Annotated in this window: 14 protein-coding genes; 12 read left to right on the forward strand and 2 right to left on the reverse strand. The window is 43.6% G+C overall.

Going from position 1 to position 17,325, the window contains the following annotated elements; all coding sequences use genetic code 11:
- Positions 1-103: 103 nt before the first annotated feature.
- From pbp1b to HMPREF8571_RS02595, 7 genes are all read left to right on the forward strand, one after another.
- Positions 104-2,599 carry a penicillin-binding protein PBP1B gene (gene pbp1b / locus HMPREF8571_RS02565; RefSeq protein WP_000745803.1) on the forward strand — a complete coding sequence of 832 codons (2,496 nt, stop codon included), beginning with the start codon at positions 104-106 and terminating at the stop codon, positions 2,597-2,599.
- Positions 2,600-2,675: 76 nt separating this feature from the next.
- Complete coding sequence (locus tag HMPREF8571_RS02570; RefSeq protein ID WP_004239612.1) at positions 2,676-3,587, forward strand: DMT family transporter; 912 nt, start codon at positions 2,676-2,678, stop codon at positions 3,585-3,587.
- An 85-nt stretch (positions 3,588-3,672) separates the two neighbouring features.
- Positions 3,673-4,371 (forward strand): 2,3,4,5-tetrahydropyridine-2,6-dicarboxylate N-acetyltransferase, encoded by a 699-nt coding sequence (gene dapD, locus HMPREF8571_RS02575; protein WP_000127454.1) that lies wholly within the window; start codon positions 3,673-3,675, stop codon positions 4,369-4,371.
- Positions 4,372-4,432: 61 nt separating this feature from the next.
- Positions 4,433-5,563 carry an N-acetyldiaminopimelate deacetylase gene (locus HMPREF8571_RS02580; protein WP_000886122.1) on the forward strand — a complete coding sequence of 377 codons (1,131 nt, stop codon included), beginning with the start codon at positions 4,433-4,435 and terminating at the stop codon, positions 5,561-5,563.
- An 11-nt stretch (positions 5,564-5,574) separates the two neighbouring features.
- Positions 5,575-6,114, forward strand: coding sequence for a 5-formyltetrahydrofolate cyclo-ligase (locus HMPREF8571_RS02585; RefSeq protein WP_000837577.1), 540 nt, complete (start codon positions 5,575-5,577; stop codon positions 6,112-6,114).
- The gene (locus tag HMPREF8571_RS02590; RefSeq protein ID WP_000658465.1) at positions 6,098-6,778 is read left to right on the forward strand and encodes a rhomboid family intramembrane serine protease; all 681 of its coding nucleotides are present in this window, start codon (positions 6,098-6,100) and stop codon (positions 6,776-6,778) included. The genes HMPREF8571_RS02585 and HMPREF8571_RS02590 overlap by 17 nt, the downstream gene beginning before the upstream one ends.
- Before the next feature lie 186 nt (positions 6,779-6,964).
- Positions 6,965-7,492, forward strand: a complete 528-nt coding sequence (locus HMPREF8571_RS02595) for an AAA family ATPase (protein WP_000426561.1) — start codon at positions 6,965-6,967, stop codon at positions 7,490-7,492.
- 140 nt (positions 7,493-7,632) lie between these two features.
- On the opposite strand, the gene galU is transcribed toward HMPREF8571_RS02595, so the two are convergent.
- Both galU and HMPREF8571_RS02605 read right to left on the reverse strand, forming a co-directional pair.
- Positions 7,633-8,532: a UTP--glucose-1-phosphate uridylyltransferase GalU gene (galU, locus tag HMPREF8571_RS02600; RefSeq protein WP_000811029.1), complete on the reverse strand. Its 900-nt coding sequence runs from the start codon at positions 8,530-8,532 to the stop codon at positions 7,633-7,635.
- A 22-nt stretch (positions 8,533-8,554) separates the two neighbouring features.
- Positions 8,555-9,571 carry an NAD(P)H-dependent glycerol-3-phosphate dehydrogenase gene (locus HMPREF8571_RS02605; RefSeq protein ID WP_000745032.1) on the reverse strand — a complete coding sequence of 339 codons (1,017 nt, stop codon included), beginning with the start codon at positions 9,569-9,571 and terminating at the stop codon, positions 8,555-8,557.
- Positions 9,572-9,777: 206 nt separating this feature from the next.
- Here HMPREF8571_RS02605 and HMPREF8571_RS02610 point away from each other — a divergent pair, with 206 nt between their 5' ends.
- The 5 genes from HMPREF8571_RS02610 to gltX all read left to right on the forward strand — a co-directional run bounded on the left by HMPREF8571_RS02610 (position 9,778) and on the right by gltX (position 17,186).
- A complete protein-coding gene (locus HMPREF8571_RS02610; protein WP_000905727.1) occupies positions 9,778-11,484 on the forward strand; it encodes an ABC transporter ATP-binding protein in 1,707 nt (568 codons plus the stop codon).
- A gap of 1 nt (position 11,485) precedes the next feature.
- Positions 11,486-13,252, forward strand: coding sequence for an ABC transporter ATP-binding protein (locus tag HMPREF8571_RS02615; RefSeq protein ID WP_000860001.1), 1,767 nt, complete (start codon positions 11,486-11,488; stop codon positions 13,250-13,252).
- Between the two features lie 138 nt (positions 13,253-13,390).
- Positions 13,391-14,080 (forward strand): gamma-glutamyl-gamma-aminobutyrate hydrolase family protein, encoded by a 690-nt coding sequence (locus HMPREF8571_RS02620; protein WP_000124756.1) that lies wholly within the window; start codon positions 13,391-13,393, stop codon positions 14,078-14,080.
- Between the two features lie 168 nt (positions 14,081-14,248).
- Positions 14,249-15,598 (forward strand): glucose-6-phosphate isomerase, encoded by a 1,350-nt coding sequence (locus HMPREF8571_RS02630; protein WP_000018251.1) that lies wholly within the window; start codon positions 14,249-14,251, stop codon positions 15,596-15,598.
- Positions 15,599-15,725: 127 nt separating this feature from the next.
- Complete coding sequence (gltX, locus tag HMPREF8571_RS02635) at positions 15,726-17,186, forward strand: glutamate--tRNA ligase (protein ID WP_000031066.1); 1,461 nt, start codon at positions 15,726-15,728, stop codon at positions 17,184-17,186.
- Positions 17,187-17,325: the final 139 nt, after the last annotated feature.

The following is a 17,325-nucleotide window of genomic DNA, read 5'->3' on the forward strand; positions in this document are numbered from 1 at the left end:
TTGTATCACAAACTTGGGCAATAGCCTAGTGGAATAGGGAAGAAAGTGCCTATTTTATTGAAAGTTTACCTTTTATGGTATAATAGAGAAAGTGAGGACATTCATGAAAAAAAGAATTGATGAATTAAAAACAAAAATGCTGCATTTTTTCCAGCAACTAACTGCCAAATGGAAGAAAAAACAAGCAAGTAAAAAGACTGATAAGAAAGTAGCTTCTTCTAACAAACTCAAAAGGGTAGGGTCCATTTTTGCTAAGATTTTGAGTGCTTTTAAAGTGACCTTCAACACTCTCTTTATTCTAGCCTTTATCGGAGGTCTGTTGGGAGCGGGTGTGGCCATGGGCTATGGGGTTGCTCTATTTGACAAAGTCAAGGTGCCTCAAACAGAGGAATTGGTCAAACAAGTGAAGGATATTGCCTCCATCTCAGAAATCACTTATTCTGACGGTAGTACCATTGCCTCAATCGAGGGCGATTTATTGCGCACTTCAGTCGCTTCAGATGCTATCTCAGACAACCTTAAGAAAGCTATTGTTGCGACAGAGGACGAGCATTTCCATGAGCACAAGGGAGTTGTGCCTAAGGCCGTTATTCGTGCGACTCTGGGAACCTTTGTCGGTTTGGGATCGTCTAGTGGTGGTTCGACTTTGACTCAGCAGGTCATCAAGCAGCAAGTGGTGGGGGACGCTCCCACTCTAGCTCGTAAGGCTAAAGAAATTATTGATGCCTTGGCTTTAGAACGGGCCATGGGTAAGGATGAGATCTTGACAACCTACCTTAATATTGCTCCTTTTGGACGCAATCACAAGGGACAAAATATTGCAGGTGCCCAGCAAGCTGCAGAGGGAATTTTTGGAGTCAATGCATCGGATTTGACAATACCTCAAGCCGCCTTTATCGCAGGTTTGCCCCAGAGTCCTATTAGTTATTCTCCTTATGAATCTGACGGCAGTATGAAGAGCGATGAGGATATGGCCTTGGGAATCAAGCGTGCCAAGGATGTCCTCTACAATATGTATCGAACAGGAGCTCTGAGTCAGGAAGACTACGACAAGTACAAGGATTATGACTTCAAGCAAGACTTTCTGCCATCAGGTAGTGTCAGTGGTACTTCGCGCGACTATCTCTACTATGCAACCTTGGCAGAAGCAACTGATCGGATGTATGACTACCTTATCCAGAGAGATAATGTTTCTGCGCAAGAGCAAAAAAATGAATCGATCCAAAAAGCTTACCGCGATCTAGCGACGAAGGAAATCGAGAATGGTGGCTATAAGATCACCACGACTATTAATAAAAATATCCACACTGCTATGCAAAATGCAGTTGCTAACTACGGCAGTTTGGTAGATGATTCGACAGGCCAGCCTGAAGTAGGGAATGTCCTCATGGACAACCAAACGGGAGCCATCCTTGGATTTGTTGGTGGTCGTAATTATCAAGAAAATCAGAACAATCACGCTATCGATACCAAACGTTCTCCAGCTTCAACTACTAAGCCTATACTGGCCTATGGTATCGCCATTGACCAAGGTTTGATGGGAAGTGCAAGTATCTTATCAAACTATCCGACAAACTTCTCAAACGGCAATCCCATCATGTATGTCAATAGTCCTGGTACAGCGATGATGACCTTGGGAGAAGCCCTCAACTATTCATGGAACATTCCAGCCTACTGGACTTATCGTACGCTTCGAGAGAAGGGTGTCGATGTCAAGGGCTATATGGAAAAAATGGGTTATGAAATCCCAGAATATGGCATTGAAAGTTTACCGATGGGTGGAGGAATTGAGGTTACAGTTGCCCAGCATACCAACGGATATCAGACCATAGCTAACAACGGGGTTTACCACAAGAAACACATGATTGCCAAGATCGAATCAACGGATGGTCGAGTGGTCTATGAGCATAAGGATGAGCCTGTGCAGGTTTATTCAAAAGCGACAGCAACCATCATGCAAAGTCTGCTCCGTGATGTCATTTCATCTCGGATTACTTCTAGCTTCCAGACCGACTTGGCTTCGATCAATCCAGGCCTAGCTCGTGCTGACTGGATTGGAAAAACTGGAACAACTAATGAAGATGAAAACATGTGGCTCATGCTTTCTACTCCTCGATTGACTCTAGGTGGCTGGTTAGGTCATGATGATAACCGACCACTAGCCAAGGGTGCAGGTCACTACCGCAATGCCAAATACATGGCTTACTTGGTCAATGCTATCCAGCAAGCTGAACCTGGAATATGGGGAAATGATCGCTTTAATCTTGACCCAAGTGTGACTAAGTCCCAAGTTCTCCAATCAACAGGCCAAAAGCCCGGCAAAGTTTCCATCAATGGTAAGGAAATCGAACTTTCTGGTTCTACAGTGACAAGCTACTGGGCTAGCAAAGAAGGGGCGCCAGTAACCACTTACCGCTTTGCTATCGGAGGTAGCGACGCAGACTATCTGAACGCTTGGAAAACCATTCTTGGAAGCCTACCTGCAGTGACTCCTCCAAGTTCAAGCAGTGGATCAAGTTCAAGCAGTAGTTCAGGGGCAAATTCGAACAACAACACTCAAAGTGGTTCGTCAGGTCGTTTCCGTCTATTTAATCGATAATAAAAAAAGTAGCAAGAGGCAATTTTTCTTCTCTTAGCTACTTTTTTCTTTTTCTATTTCGTGTTACAATAAGGGAATGAATAAGTATCAAAAGAAGATTTTTAAGGGAACCTTGTATTCACTGTTCTCAGGTCTGATTTGGGGGATTTGCGGGATTTTAGGAGAGTATTTTTTCACTCATTACCCAGTATCGTCTGGTTGGATTACCTCTATGCGTTTGCTGGTGGCGGGGAGTTTGGTTTTAGGGTTATCTGCCTTTCAGTTGCGTGGTCGCTTGTTGGATATCTGGAAAGATAAGAAAAATTATCTACCTTTTTTAGCCTATGCTATTCTAGGTATTTTTTCTGTGCAGTTTTTCTTCTATCTCTGTGTTGAGTATTCCAATGCGACGACGGCAACCATTTTACAATTTATCAGCCCTGTTTTTATTTTGTTTTATAATCGCATTGTCTACCAGAAGAAGGCTTCGATTACAGCGATTCTCTATGTTTTGATTGCCATGCTAGGTGTTTTTTTGATGGCCACAAAAGGGGACTTGTCCCAGTTGTCCATGACACCCTTGGCTCTAGTGACAGGCTTGCTCAGTGCAGTAGGCGTCATGTTTAATGTCATCCTGCCCCAACGATTTGCCCGCCACTATGGTTTTGTACCCACTGTTGGTTGGGGGATGATTCTCGCAGGGCTCTTTAGCAATCTGCTCTATCCAGTCCATCATGTCACCTTCCAGTTGGATGCTAGCAGCGTGATGATTTGTTTGATTATTGCCGTATTTGGAACAGCTTTTGCCTTCTTCCTGTCTATGAAGGCCGTCTCTCTCGTTTCTCCTCTGGTTGTCTCTGTAGTGAGCGCTAGCGAGCCTCTCTCTTCGGCTCTATTGAGCGTCCTCTTTCTCGGTCTCGTCCTAGATGGATTTCTGGTTTTAGCCATGATTTTGATCATAGTCCCTATGGTCTTCTTGTCTATCGAAGAAGCCAAAGAAGGGAAGTAAAGACGATTATTTTGATAGTTTAGGCTTCAAATTTGAAGTCTTTTTTGGTAGAATAGGTATCATTATAATGAACCAGGAGGCGCCTATGACTGCCACAAAAATGAATGCCCAAGAAATCATCCAATTTATCGCCAATGCAGAGAAGAAAACCAGTGTCAAAGTAACCTTTGAAGGACAACTAGCGTCTGCTGTTCCTAATTCGATTGTCAAACTAGGCAATGTTCTTTTTGGAGATTGGAAGGATATCGCTCCGCTTCTCGAAGGCTTGGTAGAAAATCAAGATTATGTTGTCGAGCAAGATGCTCGTAATTCGGCAGTTCCCTTGCTAGACAAGCGTACTATCAACGCTCGTATCGAGCCAGGTGCTATTATCCGCGATCAAGTGGAAATTGGTGACAATGCTGTTATCATGATGGGAGCTGTCATCAATATCGGAGCAGAAATCGGTGCAGGAACCATGATTGATATGGGTGCTATCCTTGGTGGTCGTGCCATCGTTGGGAAGAACAGCCACGTTGGTGCAGGTGCAGTTTTGGCAGGTGTGATTGAGCCAGCTAGTGCCGATCCAGTCCGTGTCGGAGACAATGTTCTCATCGGAGCCAATGCAGTGGTTATCGAAGGTGTCCAAATCGGTAGTGGTTCAGTTGTCGCTGCAGGAGCTATTGTGACTCAAGATGTCCCAGAAAATGTAGTGGTAGCAGGCGTTCCAGCTCGTATTATCAAAGAAATCGATAGCCAAACCCAACAAAAAACAGCGCTAGAAGATGCGCTTCGTAACTTGTAAAAATAAAAAGAGGCGGATACTTCTTCCAGCCTCTTTCTTCTATCAAAAGGAGGATCGATAGATGTTAGATTTGATTCAGACTCGACGAGATTTGCACCAGATTCCAGAGATTGGCTTGGAGGAATTCAAGACTCAGGCTTATTTGCTGGAAGTGATTGAGAAATTGACAGAGGACAAGGACTTTGTTCAAGTTCGTACTTGGCGGACAGGGATTTTGGTCTACCTGCAGGGAAGTCAGCCGGAGCGAACCATTGGTTGGCGAACAGACATTGATGGTCTGCCTATTGTCGAACAAACAGGACTGCCTTTCGCCTCTCAACACCAAGGTCGCATGCATGCTTGTGGCCATGATTTTCATATGACCATTGCCTTGGGCTGTTTAGAGCGCGCCCTTGAGGAGCAACCCAAGAATAATCTGCTTTTTCTGTTTCAACCTGCTGAAGAAAATGAAGCTGGTGGTATGCTCATGTATGAGGATGGTGCTTTTGGGGACTGGCTACCAGACCAGTTCTATGGCCTTCATGTTCGTCCGGATTTGAAAGTTGGTCAGATTGCGACCAATACACACACTCTCTTTGCAGGGACTTGTGAAGTGAAGATCCGTTTCAAAGGAAAAGGTGGGCACGCAGCCTTTCCGCATGAGGCCAATGATGCCTTGGTGGCTGCTAGCTACTTTATCACTCAGGTGCAGTCAGTGGTTAGCCGCAATGTTAATCCAATCGAGGGAGCAGTGGTGACCTTTGGTGTTTTCCAAGCTGGTGTTGCGAATAATGTCATCACAGATACAGCCTTTTTACATGGCACCATTCGCGCTTTGACCCAGGACATGAGCCTCTTGGTACAAAAGAGAGTTAGGACAGTAGCAGAAGGTGTTGCAGCAGCCTTTGATATGGAAGTCGAAATCGAACTCAAACAAGGGGGCTACCTACCTGTTGAGAACAATCCAGCCTTGGCGCGTGAACTGATGGACTTCTTTGGAGAAAAAGAAGGAATCGAGTTGATTGATATCGAGCCTGCTATGACAGGTGAAGATTTTGGTTATCTCCTTTCGAAGGTAGACGGCGTTATGTTTTGGTTAGGTATCGATAGTCCTTACGCCCTGCACCATCCTCAGATGAGCCCCAAGGAAGAAGCCTTGGCTATTGGAGTGGATGCGGTCTCTAGCTTTCTTAAAAAGAAGGCAGCAGAGTAGAGGGCTTATCTATGAAATCGAAATTACGCAAGCAAGTCTTGCAAGAAATGAAGGCTGTTCCTCAGAAGCAAAAAATTGCTATGGATCAAGCTTTAACCGAACGATTTTTGAATCATCCTGTTTACCACGAGGCTAAGGTCGTCGCAACCTACCTCTCTTTTCCGCATGAGTTTCAAACGCAGGGACTTATTGACCAGGTGCTGAAGGACGGCAAAAAAGTTTTGATACCCAAAACCTATCCCAAGGGGCGCATGGAGTTTGTGGTCTACGATCCGCAGCAGTTGAAAAAAACTTCCTTTGGTTTACTGGAACCCCAAGGGGACTTGGAAGTGGTGGATGCCTCTCAGATTGATTTGATTCATGTTCCTGGCTTGGCTTTTACAAGAGAGGGGTATCGGATCGGATATGGTGGAGGTTATTATGACCGCTATCTGGAACATTTTGCTGGTCAGACCATGAGTACAATCTATCCTTGTCAAATCCAGACATTTAATCCAGATAGCCACGATATTCCCGTTCAGGAGGTATTGATCTATGAAGGAAATCTTTGACAAACGTCACGCTGTGACCAGTTTTTTCCTCCTAGTGACAGGCTTTGTATTTTTACTGATGCTGATTACTACGGGTATCAACTTTGATCGGGTCAAAACTCTGTTTCAGTTTGGAGCTATGTATGGACCGATCATTCGCCTGTTCCCTGAGCAGCTATGGCGCCTTTTTTCGGCTATATTTGTGCATATTGGTTGGGAACATTTTATCGTCAATATGCTTTCTCTCTACTTTCTTGGAGGACAGGTGGAGGAGATTTTCGGCTCCAAGCAGTTCTTTTTTCTCTATCTCTTATCAGGAATGATGGGCAATCTCTTTGTGTTTGCTTTCACACCGAAAGTCCTAGCAGCAGGAGCATCCACCTCCCTCTATGGACTATTTGCTGCGATTATCGTTTTGCGCTACGCGACTCGCAGCCCCTATATCCAGCAGTTAGGGCAATCCTACCTGACGCTTTTCGTGATAAATATCATTGGAAGTGTTCTAATTCCAGGAATCAGCCTAGCAGGGCATATTGGAGGCGCAGTCGGTGGAGCATTTCTAGCAGTTATCTTTCCAGTCAAATGGGAAAAAAGAATGTATAGCACCAGCCAGCGAATAGGAGCAACCCTACTTTTTGTCGCACTTGCCATTTTCCTTTTCTATAAAGGAATGAGTTATGTGTAGGGATGGAATAGTTAAATGAGCATGGATTCAGTTGCTAATAAGTCATCTACAAAGATGGCTTTTTGGTTGCAAAATTGGAAGGATAGCGAGTTTTTTGTATCTTACGATTTGATGAATTTGTCTTATCTTTAATAGACTAAAAAATGCTATAATAGTCAATGATAAAAGAATGGACGAGGTAGTCAAATGGAAAATTGTGTTTACATCATTTCAGGTCCTCCTGGTGTTGGGAAAAGCACAGTCAGTAAGGAGTTGGCTTATTCTTTTAAGAAGAGTGCAGTAATTGAAGGCGACATGATTTATTTAATGATTAAAGGAGGACTCGTGGCTCCTTGGGAAGATGATGGTTATTATATGGATTTATTTTGGGATAATATCATCAGTCTAATCAATAATTTCATTGACCGAGGCATTACCGTTGTGATAGAATATGTCATTTTTGAAGAGCAACTAAAGAAAATTGCAACTTTCTTAAAAGAAAAACAAATCAGTTTAAAATACTGTATCCTGCTGGCTGAAGAAGAAACCTTGAAAAAACGAGATTCCTTAAGGAAAGAAATTGAGAGAACAGGCGATTTATCAATCCAGTCAAGAAATGAGTTCCTAGCTAATAATATCAAAAAAAATCACTTGCTGTTTACAGATCAGTTAGATGCTAGAGAAACGGCTCGAATCATCAAAACGTCAAGCAGATTTGTGTTTGAAATTCTGTAGTCAGTGGCAAAGTACCAAGATTGAGATGGAAGATTGACAGAGACACTTCAGCAATTTTAAACCGCATGCAATTTTTGTAAAGTAAAAGCATCTCTAGAGAACAAATTCTAGAGATACTTTTTTTACATATGCAAGATGGATTATTCCCCCCCAGCCAGCTCTTTTCCAAGTTGGATGAGGTAGTCTTTCAAGTCGTCTTTGACTTGTGGATGTTTGAGAGCGTAGTCGATGGAGGTTTTCATAAAGCCAAACTTGTCTCCGACATCGTAACGAGCCCCTTTGAACTCACGAGCAAATACACGTTGTGTTTTATTGAGGGTATCGATTGCATCTGTCAGCTGAATTTCATTTCCTGCACCTGGAGCTTGGTTTTCGAGGATTTGGAAAATTTCAGGTGTGAGGAGGTAGCGCCCAATGATAGCAAGATCGCTAGGAGCGTCCTCTGGAGCTGGTTTTTCAACAAAGGTTTCAACGCTGTAAAGGCCGTCTTTTCCTTCGCCTTGCGGAGCAATGACCCCATAGGCAGATACTTCGTCATGAGGGACTGGCATGACAGCGATAGTAGACGCGTGGGTGCGCTCATAGTCATCCATGAGTTGTTTGGTAAGCGGAACAGCCTTTTCGTTGGTGATATCCATCAAGTCATCACCAAGCATAACAACAAAAGGTTCATTTCCAACGAAAGCCTTGGCTTGCAAAACAGCATCGCCGAGACCACGTGGATGCGTTTGGCGGATAAAATGCAGGCGCATGCCAGTTGTTTCATCAACTAGCTTCAGAAGATCTGTTTTTCCTTTTTCTTTGAGGTTGTATTCCAATTCAAAGTTTGAGTCGAAGTGGTCCTCGATGGAACGTTTTGACTTACCTGTAACAACCAAGATATCTTCGATACCAGATTTGAGAGCTTCTTCAACGATAAACTGGATAGTAGGTTTGTCTACGATTGGCAACATTTCCTTGGCCAAGGCCTTAGTTGCTGGGAGGAAACGAGTTCCCAATCCGGCGGCAGGGATGACTGCTTTTCTGACTTTTTGTTTCATAAATGTTCCTTTCTATAAAGGTCTACGACCATTCGTTTTCTGCTTTAAATTCATTGCTCATGATGTCAGTGATTGCTTCTTTGATATTGACACCTTCGTAGATAACTCGGTAAATAGCTTGTGTGATTGGCATGTAGACACCCAATTCCTGAGCCAGTTCGTAAGCTGCTCGAGTTGTTGAAATTCCTTCAATGACCATACCCATGTTGGCTTCGATGTCTGCTAGGGATTCTCCACGGCCGAGAGCATCACCGGCTCTCCAGTTACGAGAGTGGACAGATGTCCCCGTTACAATCAAATCTCCAACTCCAGAAAGGCCGCTATAAGTCAGAGGATTAGCTCCAAGAGCGACACCTAAACGGGTGATTTCAGCCAAGCCACGGGCAATGATAGCCGCCTTGGCATTGTCGCCAAATCCTAGACCATGTAATGCCCCAGCGCCAACTGCGATGATGTTTTTGAGAGCACCAGCAGTTTCAACTCCGATAACATCCGTATTGGTATAGAGGCGGAAGTAGTGATTGCTAAAGAGATTTTGGACGTACTGGGCAGTTTCAAGATCTTTGGAGGCTGCGGTAATCAAGGTAATATCGCGTACAATGGTTTCTTCAGCGTGGCTAGGTCCTGAAACAACGACGACTTCACTACGGAGATCGGCTGGAATTTCCTCTTCAAGAATGGTTGAGAGGCGTTTGTGGCTATCTGGTTCCAAACCTTTGGAGGCATGCATAATGACAACCTTGTGATTGAGTACCTTTGCTACTTGTTGGGCAACCAGTCTCGTTACTTTTGTTGGGACTACAAATAAAACAGCATCCACATCCTTTAGTGTTTCTTCCAAGTCATGATAGGCTTTGATCTTTTCGTCCAGTAGGATATCTTTGAAATAGCGTTTGTTTGTATGCTGGTTATTAATTTCATCGATTTGTTCAGGGACATTTCCCCAAATTCGAACTTCGTGTCCATTGTCGTTTAGGACCTGCGAAAGGGCAGTTCCCCAAGAACCAGGACCCAAGACAGCGATGGTTTGTTTCTTCATCTTTTCCTCCTTGTAAGAGTTCTTCCTTTCATTTTACCATAAAAAGCCTTTTCATGCATCACCTGTAGATGAAAGCGCACTAATTTATAATAAGGAGACTTCTTTGACAAGATGCCTCTTTTTTGCTAGAATAGCATCAATATGAAGGAATGAGAAGGAGCTGACGCAAGATGTCGCTCCCTTTATCTATTTTATTAGGAGGAAATATGCTCATTAAAAAAATAAAAACCTATAAATGGCAAGCCTTGGCATCCCTAATGATGACAGGTTTGATGGTTGCGAGTTCACTCTTGCAACCGCGCTATTTGCAAGAGGTGTTAGAGGCTTTGTTGGCCGGTCAACATGAGGCTATCTATAGTATTGGCGCTTGGTTGATAGGGGTAGCCCTAGTCGGTTTAGTTGCAGGCGGGGTCAATGTAACGCTTGCAGCCTACATTGCTCAAGGAGTATCTTCGGACCTTCGTGAAGACGCTTTTCGCAAGATCCAGACTTTTTCTTATGCCAATATCGAGCAGTTTAATGCGGGTAATCTTGTCGTTCGTATGACCAATGATATCAACCAAATTCAGAACGTGGTGATGATGGCTTTTCAAATCCTTTTCCGTCTCCCTCTTCTCTTTATCGGTTCCTTTATCTTGGCGGTTCACACTCTCCCGTCACTTTGGTGGGTGATTGTCCTCATGGTGCTCCTCATCTTTGCACTAACAGGCATCATGATGGGGATGATGGGACCACGATTTGCTAAGTTTCAAACTCTTCTTGAGCGGATCAATGCTATTGCCAAAGAAAATCTACGTGGTGTCCGCGTAGTCAAATCCTTTGTACAAGAAAAAGCACAATTTAACAAATTTACCGAGGTTTCTGATGAACTTCTCGGCCAAAATCTTTATATCGGCTACGCCTTCTCAGTTATAGAACCTGTTATGATGCTAGTCGGCTATGGAGCGGTTTTCCTTTCAATCTGGTTAGTGGCCGGAATGGCGCAGTCAGATCCATCTGTAGTGGGTTCGATTGCTTCCTTTATCAATTATCTCAGCCAGATTATCTTTACCATCATCATGGTTGGCTTTTTAGGAAATTCTGTCAGCCGTGCCATGATTTCTTTGCGTCGTATCCGCGAAATTCTAGAAACCGAGCCAGCGATGACCTTTAAAGATCTTCCAGATGAAGAGTTAGAAGGAAGTCTCTCTTTTGAAAATGTGACCTTTACCTATCCCAATGATGATGAACCTATGCTGAAGAATGTAACCTTTGATATTGCGCCTGGTCAGATGGTCGGTGTGGTTGGGGCGACTGGAGCAGGGAAGTCCACCCTAGCTCAGTTAATTCCACGACTGTTTGATCCACAGGAGGGATCTATCAAGATTGGTGGCAAGGATATTCGAGACGTCAGCGAGGGAACCTTGCGTAAAACAGTTTCCATCGTCTTGCAACGTGCTATACTCTTTAGTGGAACCATTGCAGATAATCTTCGTCAAGGAAAAGGCAATGCCAGCGTGTCCGAATTGGAACGTGCAGCACGGATTGCCCAGGCCAGCGAATTTATCGGGCGTATGGAAAACAAATTTGAGAGTCAGGTCGAAGAACGTGGCACGAATTTTTCTGGTGGACAAAAGCAGCGGATGTCCATTGCCCGTGGGATTGTCAGCAATCCCCGTATCCTGATTTTTGACGATTCGACTTCGGCCCTAGATGCCAAGTCAGAGAGACTCGTACAGGAAGCTTTGAATAAAGACCTGAAAGGAACGACAACCATTATCATCGCTCAAAAAATCAGTTCAGTCGTCCATGCAGACAAGATTTTAGTCTTGGACCAAGGGCGTTTGATTGGAGAAGGAAGGCATGCGGACTTGGTAGCTAGCAATGCCGTCTACCGCGAAATCTACGAAACACAAAAGGGAAAGGAGGAATAAAATGAAAACCGTTCGATTTTTCTGGAATTATTTTAAAGTTTACAAGCTCTCCTTTGTCATTGTGATTCTGATGGTTGCGGTGGCGACGATTGCCCAAGCCCTCTTTCCTGTTTTTTCAGGCCAAGCAGTCACGGAGCTAGCTAACCTAGTTCTGGCTTATCAAAATGGGACTTCCGAACTAGCCTGGCAGAGTTTATCAGCTCTGATGCTGAATCTAGCTCTGGTTGTCCTCACCTTAGTAGTATCCAGTTTGATTTACATGACCTTTATGACCCGTGTGATTGCTGAGTCAACAAATGAGATGCGTAAGGGACTATTTGGCAAACTTTCTCGTTTGACGGTTTCTTTCTTTGACCGCCATCAGGATGGGGATATCCTTTCTCGCTTCACTAGTGACTTGGATAACATTCTTCAAGCCTTCAATGAAAGCCTAGTTCAGGTTATGAGCAACATTGCTCTTTACATCGGTTTGATTTTTGTCATGTTTTCAAGAAATGTGACGCTCGCCCTGATAACAGTAGCCAGCACCCCAGTAGCCTTTCTCATGCTGGTCTTTATCGTGAAGATGGCCCGCAAGTACACTAATCTCCAGCAAAAAGAGGTAGGGAAACTCAACGCCTACATGGACGAGAGTATTTCTGGACAGAAAGCTGTTATCGTACAAGGGATTCAGAACGACATCGTAGCAGGCTTTGTGGAGCAAAATGAGCGCGTGCGCAAGGCAACTTTTAAAGGGAGAATGTTCTCAGGCATCCTCTTTCCAGTTATGAATGGGATGAGCTTGGTCAATACGGCCATCGTCATTTTTGCAGGTTCGGCTGTCTTGCTGAAGGATCCAAGTATCGAAACAACAACAGCCCTAGGTTTGATTGTCATGTTTACCCAATTTTCTCAGCAGTATTACCAGCCGATTATCCAGGTGGCTGCGAGTTGGGGGAGCCTCCAGTTGGCCTTTACTGGGGCGGATCGTATCCAAGAAATGTTCGATGCAGAAGAAGAGATTCGTCCGCAAAATGCGCCTGCCTTTACGGAATTGCGAGAAGGTGTTGAAATCAGTCATATTGATTTCTCTTATGTGCCAGACAAGCCGATTTTAAAAGATGTCAGCATTTCAGCTCCTAAGGGGCAGATGATAGCAGTTGTCGGTCCGACTGGCTCGGGGAAAACGACCATTATGAACCTCATCAATCGTTTCTACGATGTGGATGCAGGTAGCATTTCCTTTGATGGAAAAGACATCCGTGACTACGACTTGGACAGCCTGCGGAGCAAGGTTGGTATTGTCTTACAGGATTCGGTCTTATTTAGTGGAACGATTCGTGACAATATCCGCTTTGGTGTGCCAGATGCCAGTCAGGAAATGGTCGAAGCAGCTGCCAAGGCAACTCATATTCATGACTATATCGAAAGCTTGCCTGATAAGTATGATACCCTTATTGATGATGAGCAAAATATCTTCTCGACTGGGCAGAAACAATTGATTTCCATCGCTCGGACCTTGATGACAGATCCTCAAGTCCTAATCTTAGATGAAGCGACTTCCAATGTCGATACCGTAACAGAAAGCAAGATTCAACATGCCATGGAGGCAGTTGTAGCAGGACGAACCAGTTTTGTGATTGCCCATCGTCTCAAGACCATCCTCAATGCCGATCAGATTATTGTCCTCAAAGATGGAGAGGTCATTGAACGCGGAAATCATCACGAGTTGCTTAAACTCGGCGGTTTCTACTCGGAACTGTATCACAATCAATTTGTATTTGAATAAGAAAAAAGTTGTCCTCTTGGGCAACTTTTTCTTGCCCATAAAAAATACTTATCACGGTCTTTAAAAAAACATATTAGACAGCAGAGAGCTTGAATGATAAGATAGGACTATCGTTAGAAAATCGAAAGGAGCCCCATCATGGCTAGAACGGTTGTAGGAGTTGCTGCAAATCTATGTCCTGTAGATGCAGAAGGGAAAAACATTCATTCATCTGTATCCTGTAAATTTGCAGAGAGCATTCGTCAAGTCGGCGGTCTTCCTTTAGTAATTCCTGTAGGGGATGAGTCCATTGTTCGCGATTATGTGGAAATGATTGACAAACTCATCTTGACAGGTGGGCAAAATGTCCATCCTCAGTTTTATGGAGAGAAAAAGACCATTGAGAGCGATGATTACAACCTTGTACGCGATGAGTTTGAACTAGCTCTCTTGAAAGAAGCGCTCCGTCAGAATAAACCAATTATGGCAATCTGTCGTGGTGTTCAGCTGGTCAATGTTGCTTTTGGCGGCACCCTCCACCAAGAAATTGAGGGCCACTGGCAAGGCTTGCCTTTCGGGACCTCTCATTCGATTGAAACAGTAGAAGGAAGCGTTGTTGCTAAGTTGTTCGGCAAAGAAAGCCAAGTCAACTCAGTCCATCGACAAAGTATCAAAGACCTAGCACCTAATTTCCGTGTGACAGCTATTGATCCAAGAGACCAGACCATCGAAGCGATTGAGTCTATCGACGAGCATCGTATCATTGGTTTGCAGTGGCATCCAGAGTTCCTGGTCAATGAAGAAGATGGCAACTTAGAACTCTTTAAGTATTTATTAAATGAATTGTAACGGCTAGAATCTCTAGCCGTTTTTATTCGTCCTTTCAGAATTTTAATATTTTAGCGTTTTTACGCAAACGTTTGAATTATGATAAAAATTGGGCAAATTCAATAAAAAAGCTTGAAAAAATCGAAGGTAAGCGTTATGATAGAAAAGAAGAAATATTGGAGGATTATCATGTCACATATTAAATTTGATTATTCAAAAGTTTTAGACAAATTTGTTGCCCCACATGAAGTGGAATACATGCAAGCACAAGTAACAGCTGCAGACCAATTGATTCGTAAAGGAACTGGTGCTGGCAGCGACTTTTTGGGTTGGTTGGACCTTCCTGAAAACTACGACCGCGAAGAATTCGACCGCATCTTGAAAGCTGCTGAGCAAATCAAATCAGACAGTGATGTCTTGGTTGTAATCGGTATCGGTGGCTCTTACCTTGGTGCCAAAGCAGCCATCGATTTCTTGAACCACCACTTTGCTAACTTGCAAACAAAAGAAGAACGCAAAGCTCCACAAATCCTTTACGCTGGAAACTCAATCTCCTCTACTTACCTTGCTGACTTGGTAGAGTACGTAGCTGACAAAGACTTCTCAGTAAACGTGATTTCTAAATCAGGTACAACAACAGAACCAGCCATCGCTTTCCGTGTCTTCAAAGAACTCTTGGTTAAGAAATACGGACAAGAAGAAGCCAACAAACGTATCTACGCTACAACTGACCGCCAAAAAGGTGCTGTTAAGGTTGAAGCAGATGCCAATGGTTGGGAAACATTTGTTGTTCCAGATGACATCGGTGGACGCTTCTCAGTATTGACAGCAGTTGGTTTGCTTCCAATTGCAGCATCAGGTGCAGACATCAAAGCTCTCATGGAAGGTGCGAATGCAGCTCGTAAAGACTACACTTCAGACAAGATTGCTGAAAATGAAGCTTACCAATACGCAGCCGTTCGTAACATCCTTTACCGCAAAGGCTATGCGACTGAAATCTTGGTAAACTACGAGCCATCACTTCAGTACTTCTCAGAATGGTGGAAACAATTGGCTGGAGAGTCAGAAGGGAAAGACCAAAAAGGGATCTACCCAACTTCCGCTAACTTCTCAACTGACTTGCACTCATTGGGTCAATTTATCCAAGAAGGAACTCGTATCATGTTTGAAACAGTTGTCCGTGTTGACAAACCACGTAAGAACGTGATTATCCCTAGCTTGGAAGAAGATCTTGACGGACTTGGTTACCTTCAAGGAAAAGACGTTGACTTTGTAAACAAAAAAGCAACTGACGGTGTTCTTCTTGCCCATACAGACGGTGACGTACCAAATATGTATGTGACTCTTCCAGAGCAAGATGCCTTTACTCTTGGCTACACGATCTACTTCTTCGAATTGGCAATCGCCCTTTCAGGTTACTTGAATGCCATCAACCCATTTGACCAACCAGGTGTTGAAGCATACAAACGTAACATGTTTGCCCTTCTTGGAAAACCAGGATTTGAAGAATTGAGCAAAGAGCTTAACGCACGTCTATAATAGAAGAAAAGAGTGGCTTGACCACTCTTTTTACTCTCTTTATTCGTAGACATTGGACTCAGGCGAGACTTGTGATATAATATAGAAAGCAAAAAGGCAGACGCCTAGAGACTTTATAGGAGAAACTATGTCAAAAGATATCCGCGTACGCTACGCACCAAGTCCAACAGGACTCCTACACATCGGAAATGCCCGTACAGCATTGTTTAACTACCTTTACGCACGCCATCATGGTGGAACTTTTATCATTCGTATCGAAGATACTGACCGTAAACGTCATGTCGAGGATGGTGAACGTTCACAGCTTGAAAACCTTCGTTGGTTAGGCATGGACTGGGATGAAAGCCCAGAAACTCATGAAAACTATCGCCAATCAGAGCGTTTGGAACTCTATCAAAAATACATCGACCAATTGCTAGCTGAAGGAAAAGCCTACAAATCTTACGTTACAGAAGAAGAGTTGGCAGCTGAGCGCGAACGCCAAGAAGCAGCTGGCGAAACACCACGCTACATCAATGAATACCTTGGTATGAGTGAAGAGAAAAAAGCAGCTTACATCGCAGAACGTGAAGCAGCTGGTATCATCCCAACTGTTCGTTTAGCTGTCAATGAAGCTGGTATTTACAAATGGCATGACATGGTCAAAGGCGATATCGAATTTGAAGGTGGTAATATCGGTGGTGACTGGGTAATTCAAAAGAAAGATGGTTACCCAACTTACAACTTTGCTGTTGTGATTGATGACCACGATATGCAAATTTCTCATGTTATCCGTGGAGATGACCACATTGCTAATACACCAAAACAACTTATGGTTTATGAGGCTCTTGGTTGGGAAGCTCCAGAGTTCGGTCACATGACTTTGATCATCAACTCTGAAACGGGTAAAAAATTGTCTAAACGCGATACCAACACCCTTCAATTTATCGAAGACTACCGTAAGAAAGGGTACCTTTCAGAAGCCGTCTTTAACTTTATCGCCCTTCTTGGTTGGAACCCAGGTGGCGAAGATGAAATTTTCTCTCGTGAGAAATTGATTAAACTCTTTGATGAAAATCGTCTCAGCAAGTCACCAGCTGCCTTTGATCAGAAGAAACTAGACTGGATGAGCAACGACTACATCAAGAGAGCAGAACTTGCTACTATCTTTGAAATGGCCAAACCATACTTAGAAGAAGCAGGACGTTTGACTGACAAGTCTGAAAAAATGGTAGAACTCTACAAGCCACAAATGAAATCAGTAGACGAGATTGTTCCACTGACAGATCTTTTCTTCTCAGATTTCCCAGAGTTGACAGACGCTGAGCGCGAGGTCATGGCGGGAGAAACCGTTCCGGTTGTTCTAGAAGCCTTCAAAGCGAAACTAGAAGCAATGACAGATGAAGAATTTGTGACAGAAAACATCTTCCCACAAATCAAAGCAGTTCAAAAAGAAACAGGTATCAAAGGAAAAAATCTCTTCATGCCGATTCGTATTGCCGTTTCAGGTGAAATGCATGGACCAGAATTACCAGATACGATTTACCTATTAGGTCGTGAGAAATCTATCCAGCATATCGATAATATGCTCAAAGAGATTTCTAAATAAGTAGGAAAAATATAGGGATATGAGCTCATCCTTTCTTGGAGAGTAAGGGAAGGCCCTTTGAATTAAAAATCAAAAGAGTCAGTTTAACTGGCTCTTTTCCCTTATCTTTTCAGAATTTCGATAAAGAGGAAAAAAGTTA

The organism is Streptococcus mitis ATCC 6249 (genome assembly GCF_000146585.1).
Lineage (GTDB): Bacteria > Bacillota > Bacilli > Lactobacillales > Streptococcaceae > Streptococcus > Streptococcus mitis_AZ.

What these genes read in the sequence shown, in the direction of transcription:
- pbp1b (WP_000745803.1), top strand. Translation starts at nt 104, where the DNA reads ATGAAAAAAAGAATTGATGAATTAAAAACAAAAATGCTGCATTTTTTC.
- HMPREF8571_RS02570 (WP_004239612.1), top strand. Translation starts at nt 2,676, where the DNA reads ATGAATAAGTATCAAAAGAAGATTTTTAAGGGAACCTTGTATTCACTG.
- dapD (WP_000127454.1), top strand. Translation starts at nt 3,673, where the DNA reads ATGACTGCCACAAAAATGAATGCCCAAGAAATCATCCAATTTATCGCC.
- HMPREF8571_RS02580 (WP_000886122.1), top strand. Translation starts at nt 4,433, where the DNA reads ATGTTAGATTTGATTCAGACTCGACGAGATTTGCACCAGATTCCAGAG.
- HMPREF8571_RS02585 (WP_000837577.1), top strand. Translation starts at nt 5,575, where the DNA reads ATGAAATCGAAATTACGCAAGCAAGTCTTGCAAGAAATGAAGGCTGTT.
- HMPREF8571_RS02590 (WP_000658465.1), top strand. Translation starts at nt 6,098, where the DNA reads ATGAAGGAAATCTTTGACAAACGTCACGCTGTGACCAGTTTTTTCCTC.
- HMPREF8571_RS02595 (WP_000426561.1), top strand. Translation starts at nt 6,965, where the DNA reads ATGGAAAATTGTGTTTACATCATTTCAGGTCCTCCTGGTGTTGGGAAA.
- galU (WP_000811029.1), bottom strand. Translation starts at nt 8,532, where the DNA reads ATGAAACAAAAAGTCAGAAAAGCAGTCATCCCTGCCGCCGGATTGGGA.
- HMPREF8571_RS02605 (WP_000745032.1), bottom strand. Translation starts at nt 9,571, where the DNA reads ATGAAGAAACAAACCATCGCTGTCTTGGGTCCTGGTTCTTGGGGAACT.
- HMPREF8571_RS02610 (WP_000905727.1), top strand. Translation starts at nt 9,778, where the DNA reads ATGCTCATTAAAAAAATAAAAACCTATAAATGGCAAGCCTTGGCATCC.
- HMPREF8571_RS02615 (WP_000860001.1), top strand. Translation starts at nt 11,486, where the DNA reads ATGAAAACCGTTCGATTTTTCTGGAATTATTTTAAAGTTTACAAGCTC.
- HMPREF8571_RS02620 (WP_000124756.1), top strand. Translation starts at nt 13,391, where the DNA reads ATGGCTAGAACGGTTGTAGGAGTTGCTGCAAATCTATGTCCTGTAGAT.
- HMPREF8571_RS02630 (WP_000018251.1), top strand. Translation starts at nt 14,249, where the DNA reads ATGTCACATATTAAATTTGATTATTCAAAAGTTTTAGACAAATTTGTT.
- gltX (WP_000031066.1), top strand. Translation starts at nt 15,726, where the DNA reads ATGTCAAAAGATATCCGCGTACGCTACGCACCAAGTCCAACAGGACTC.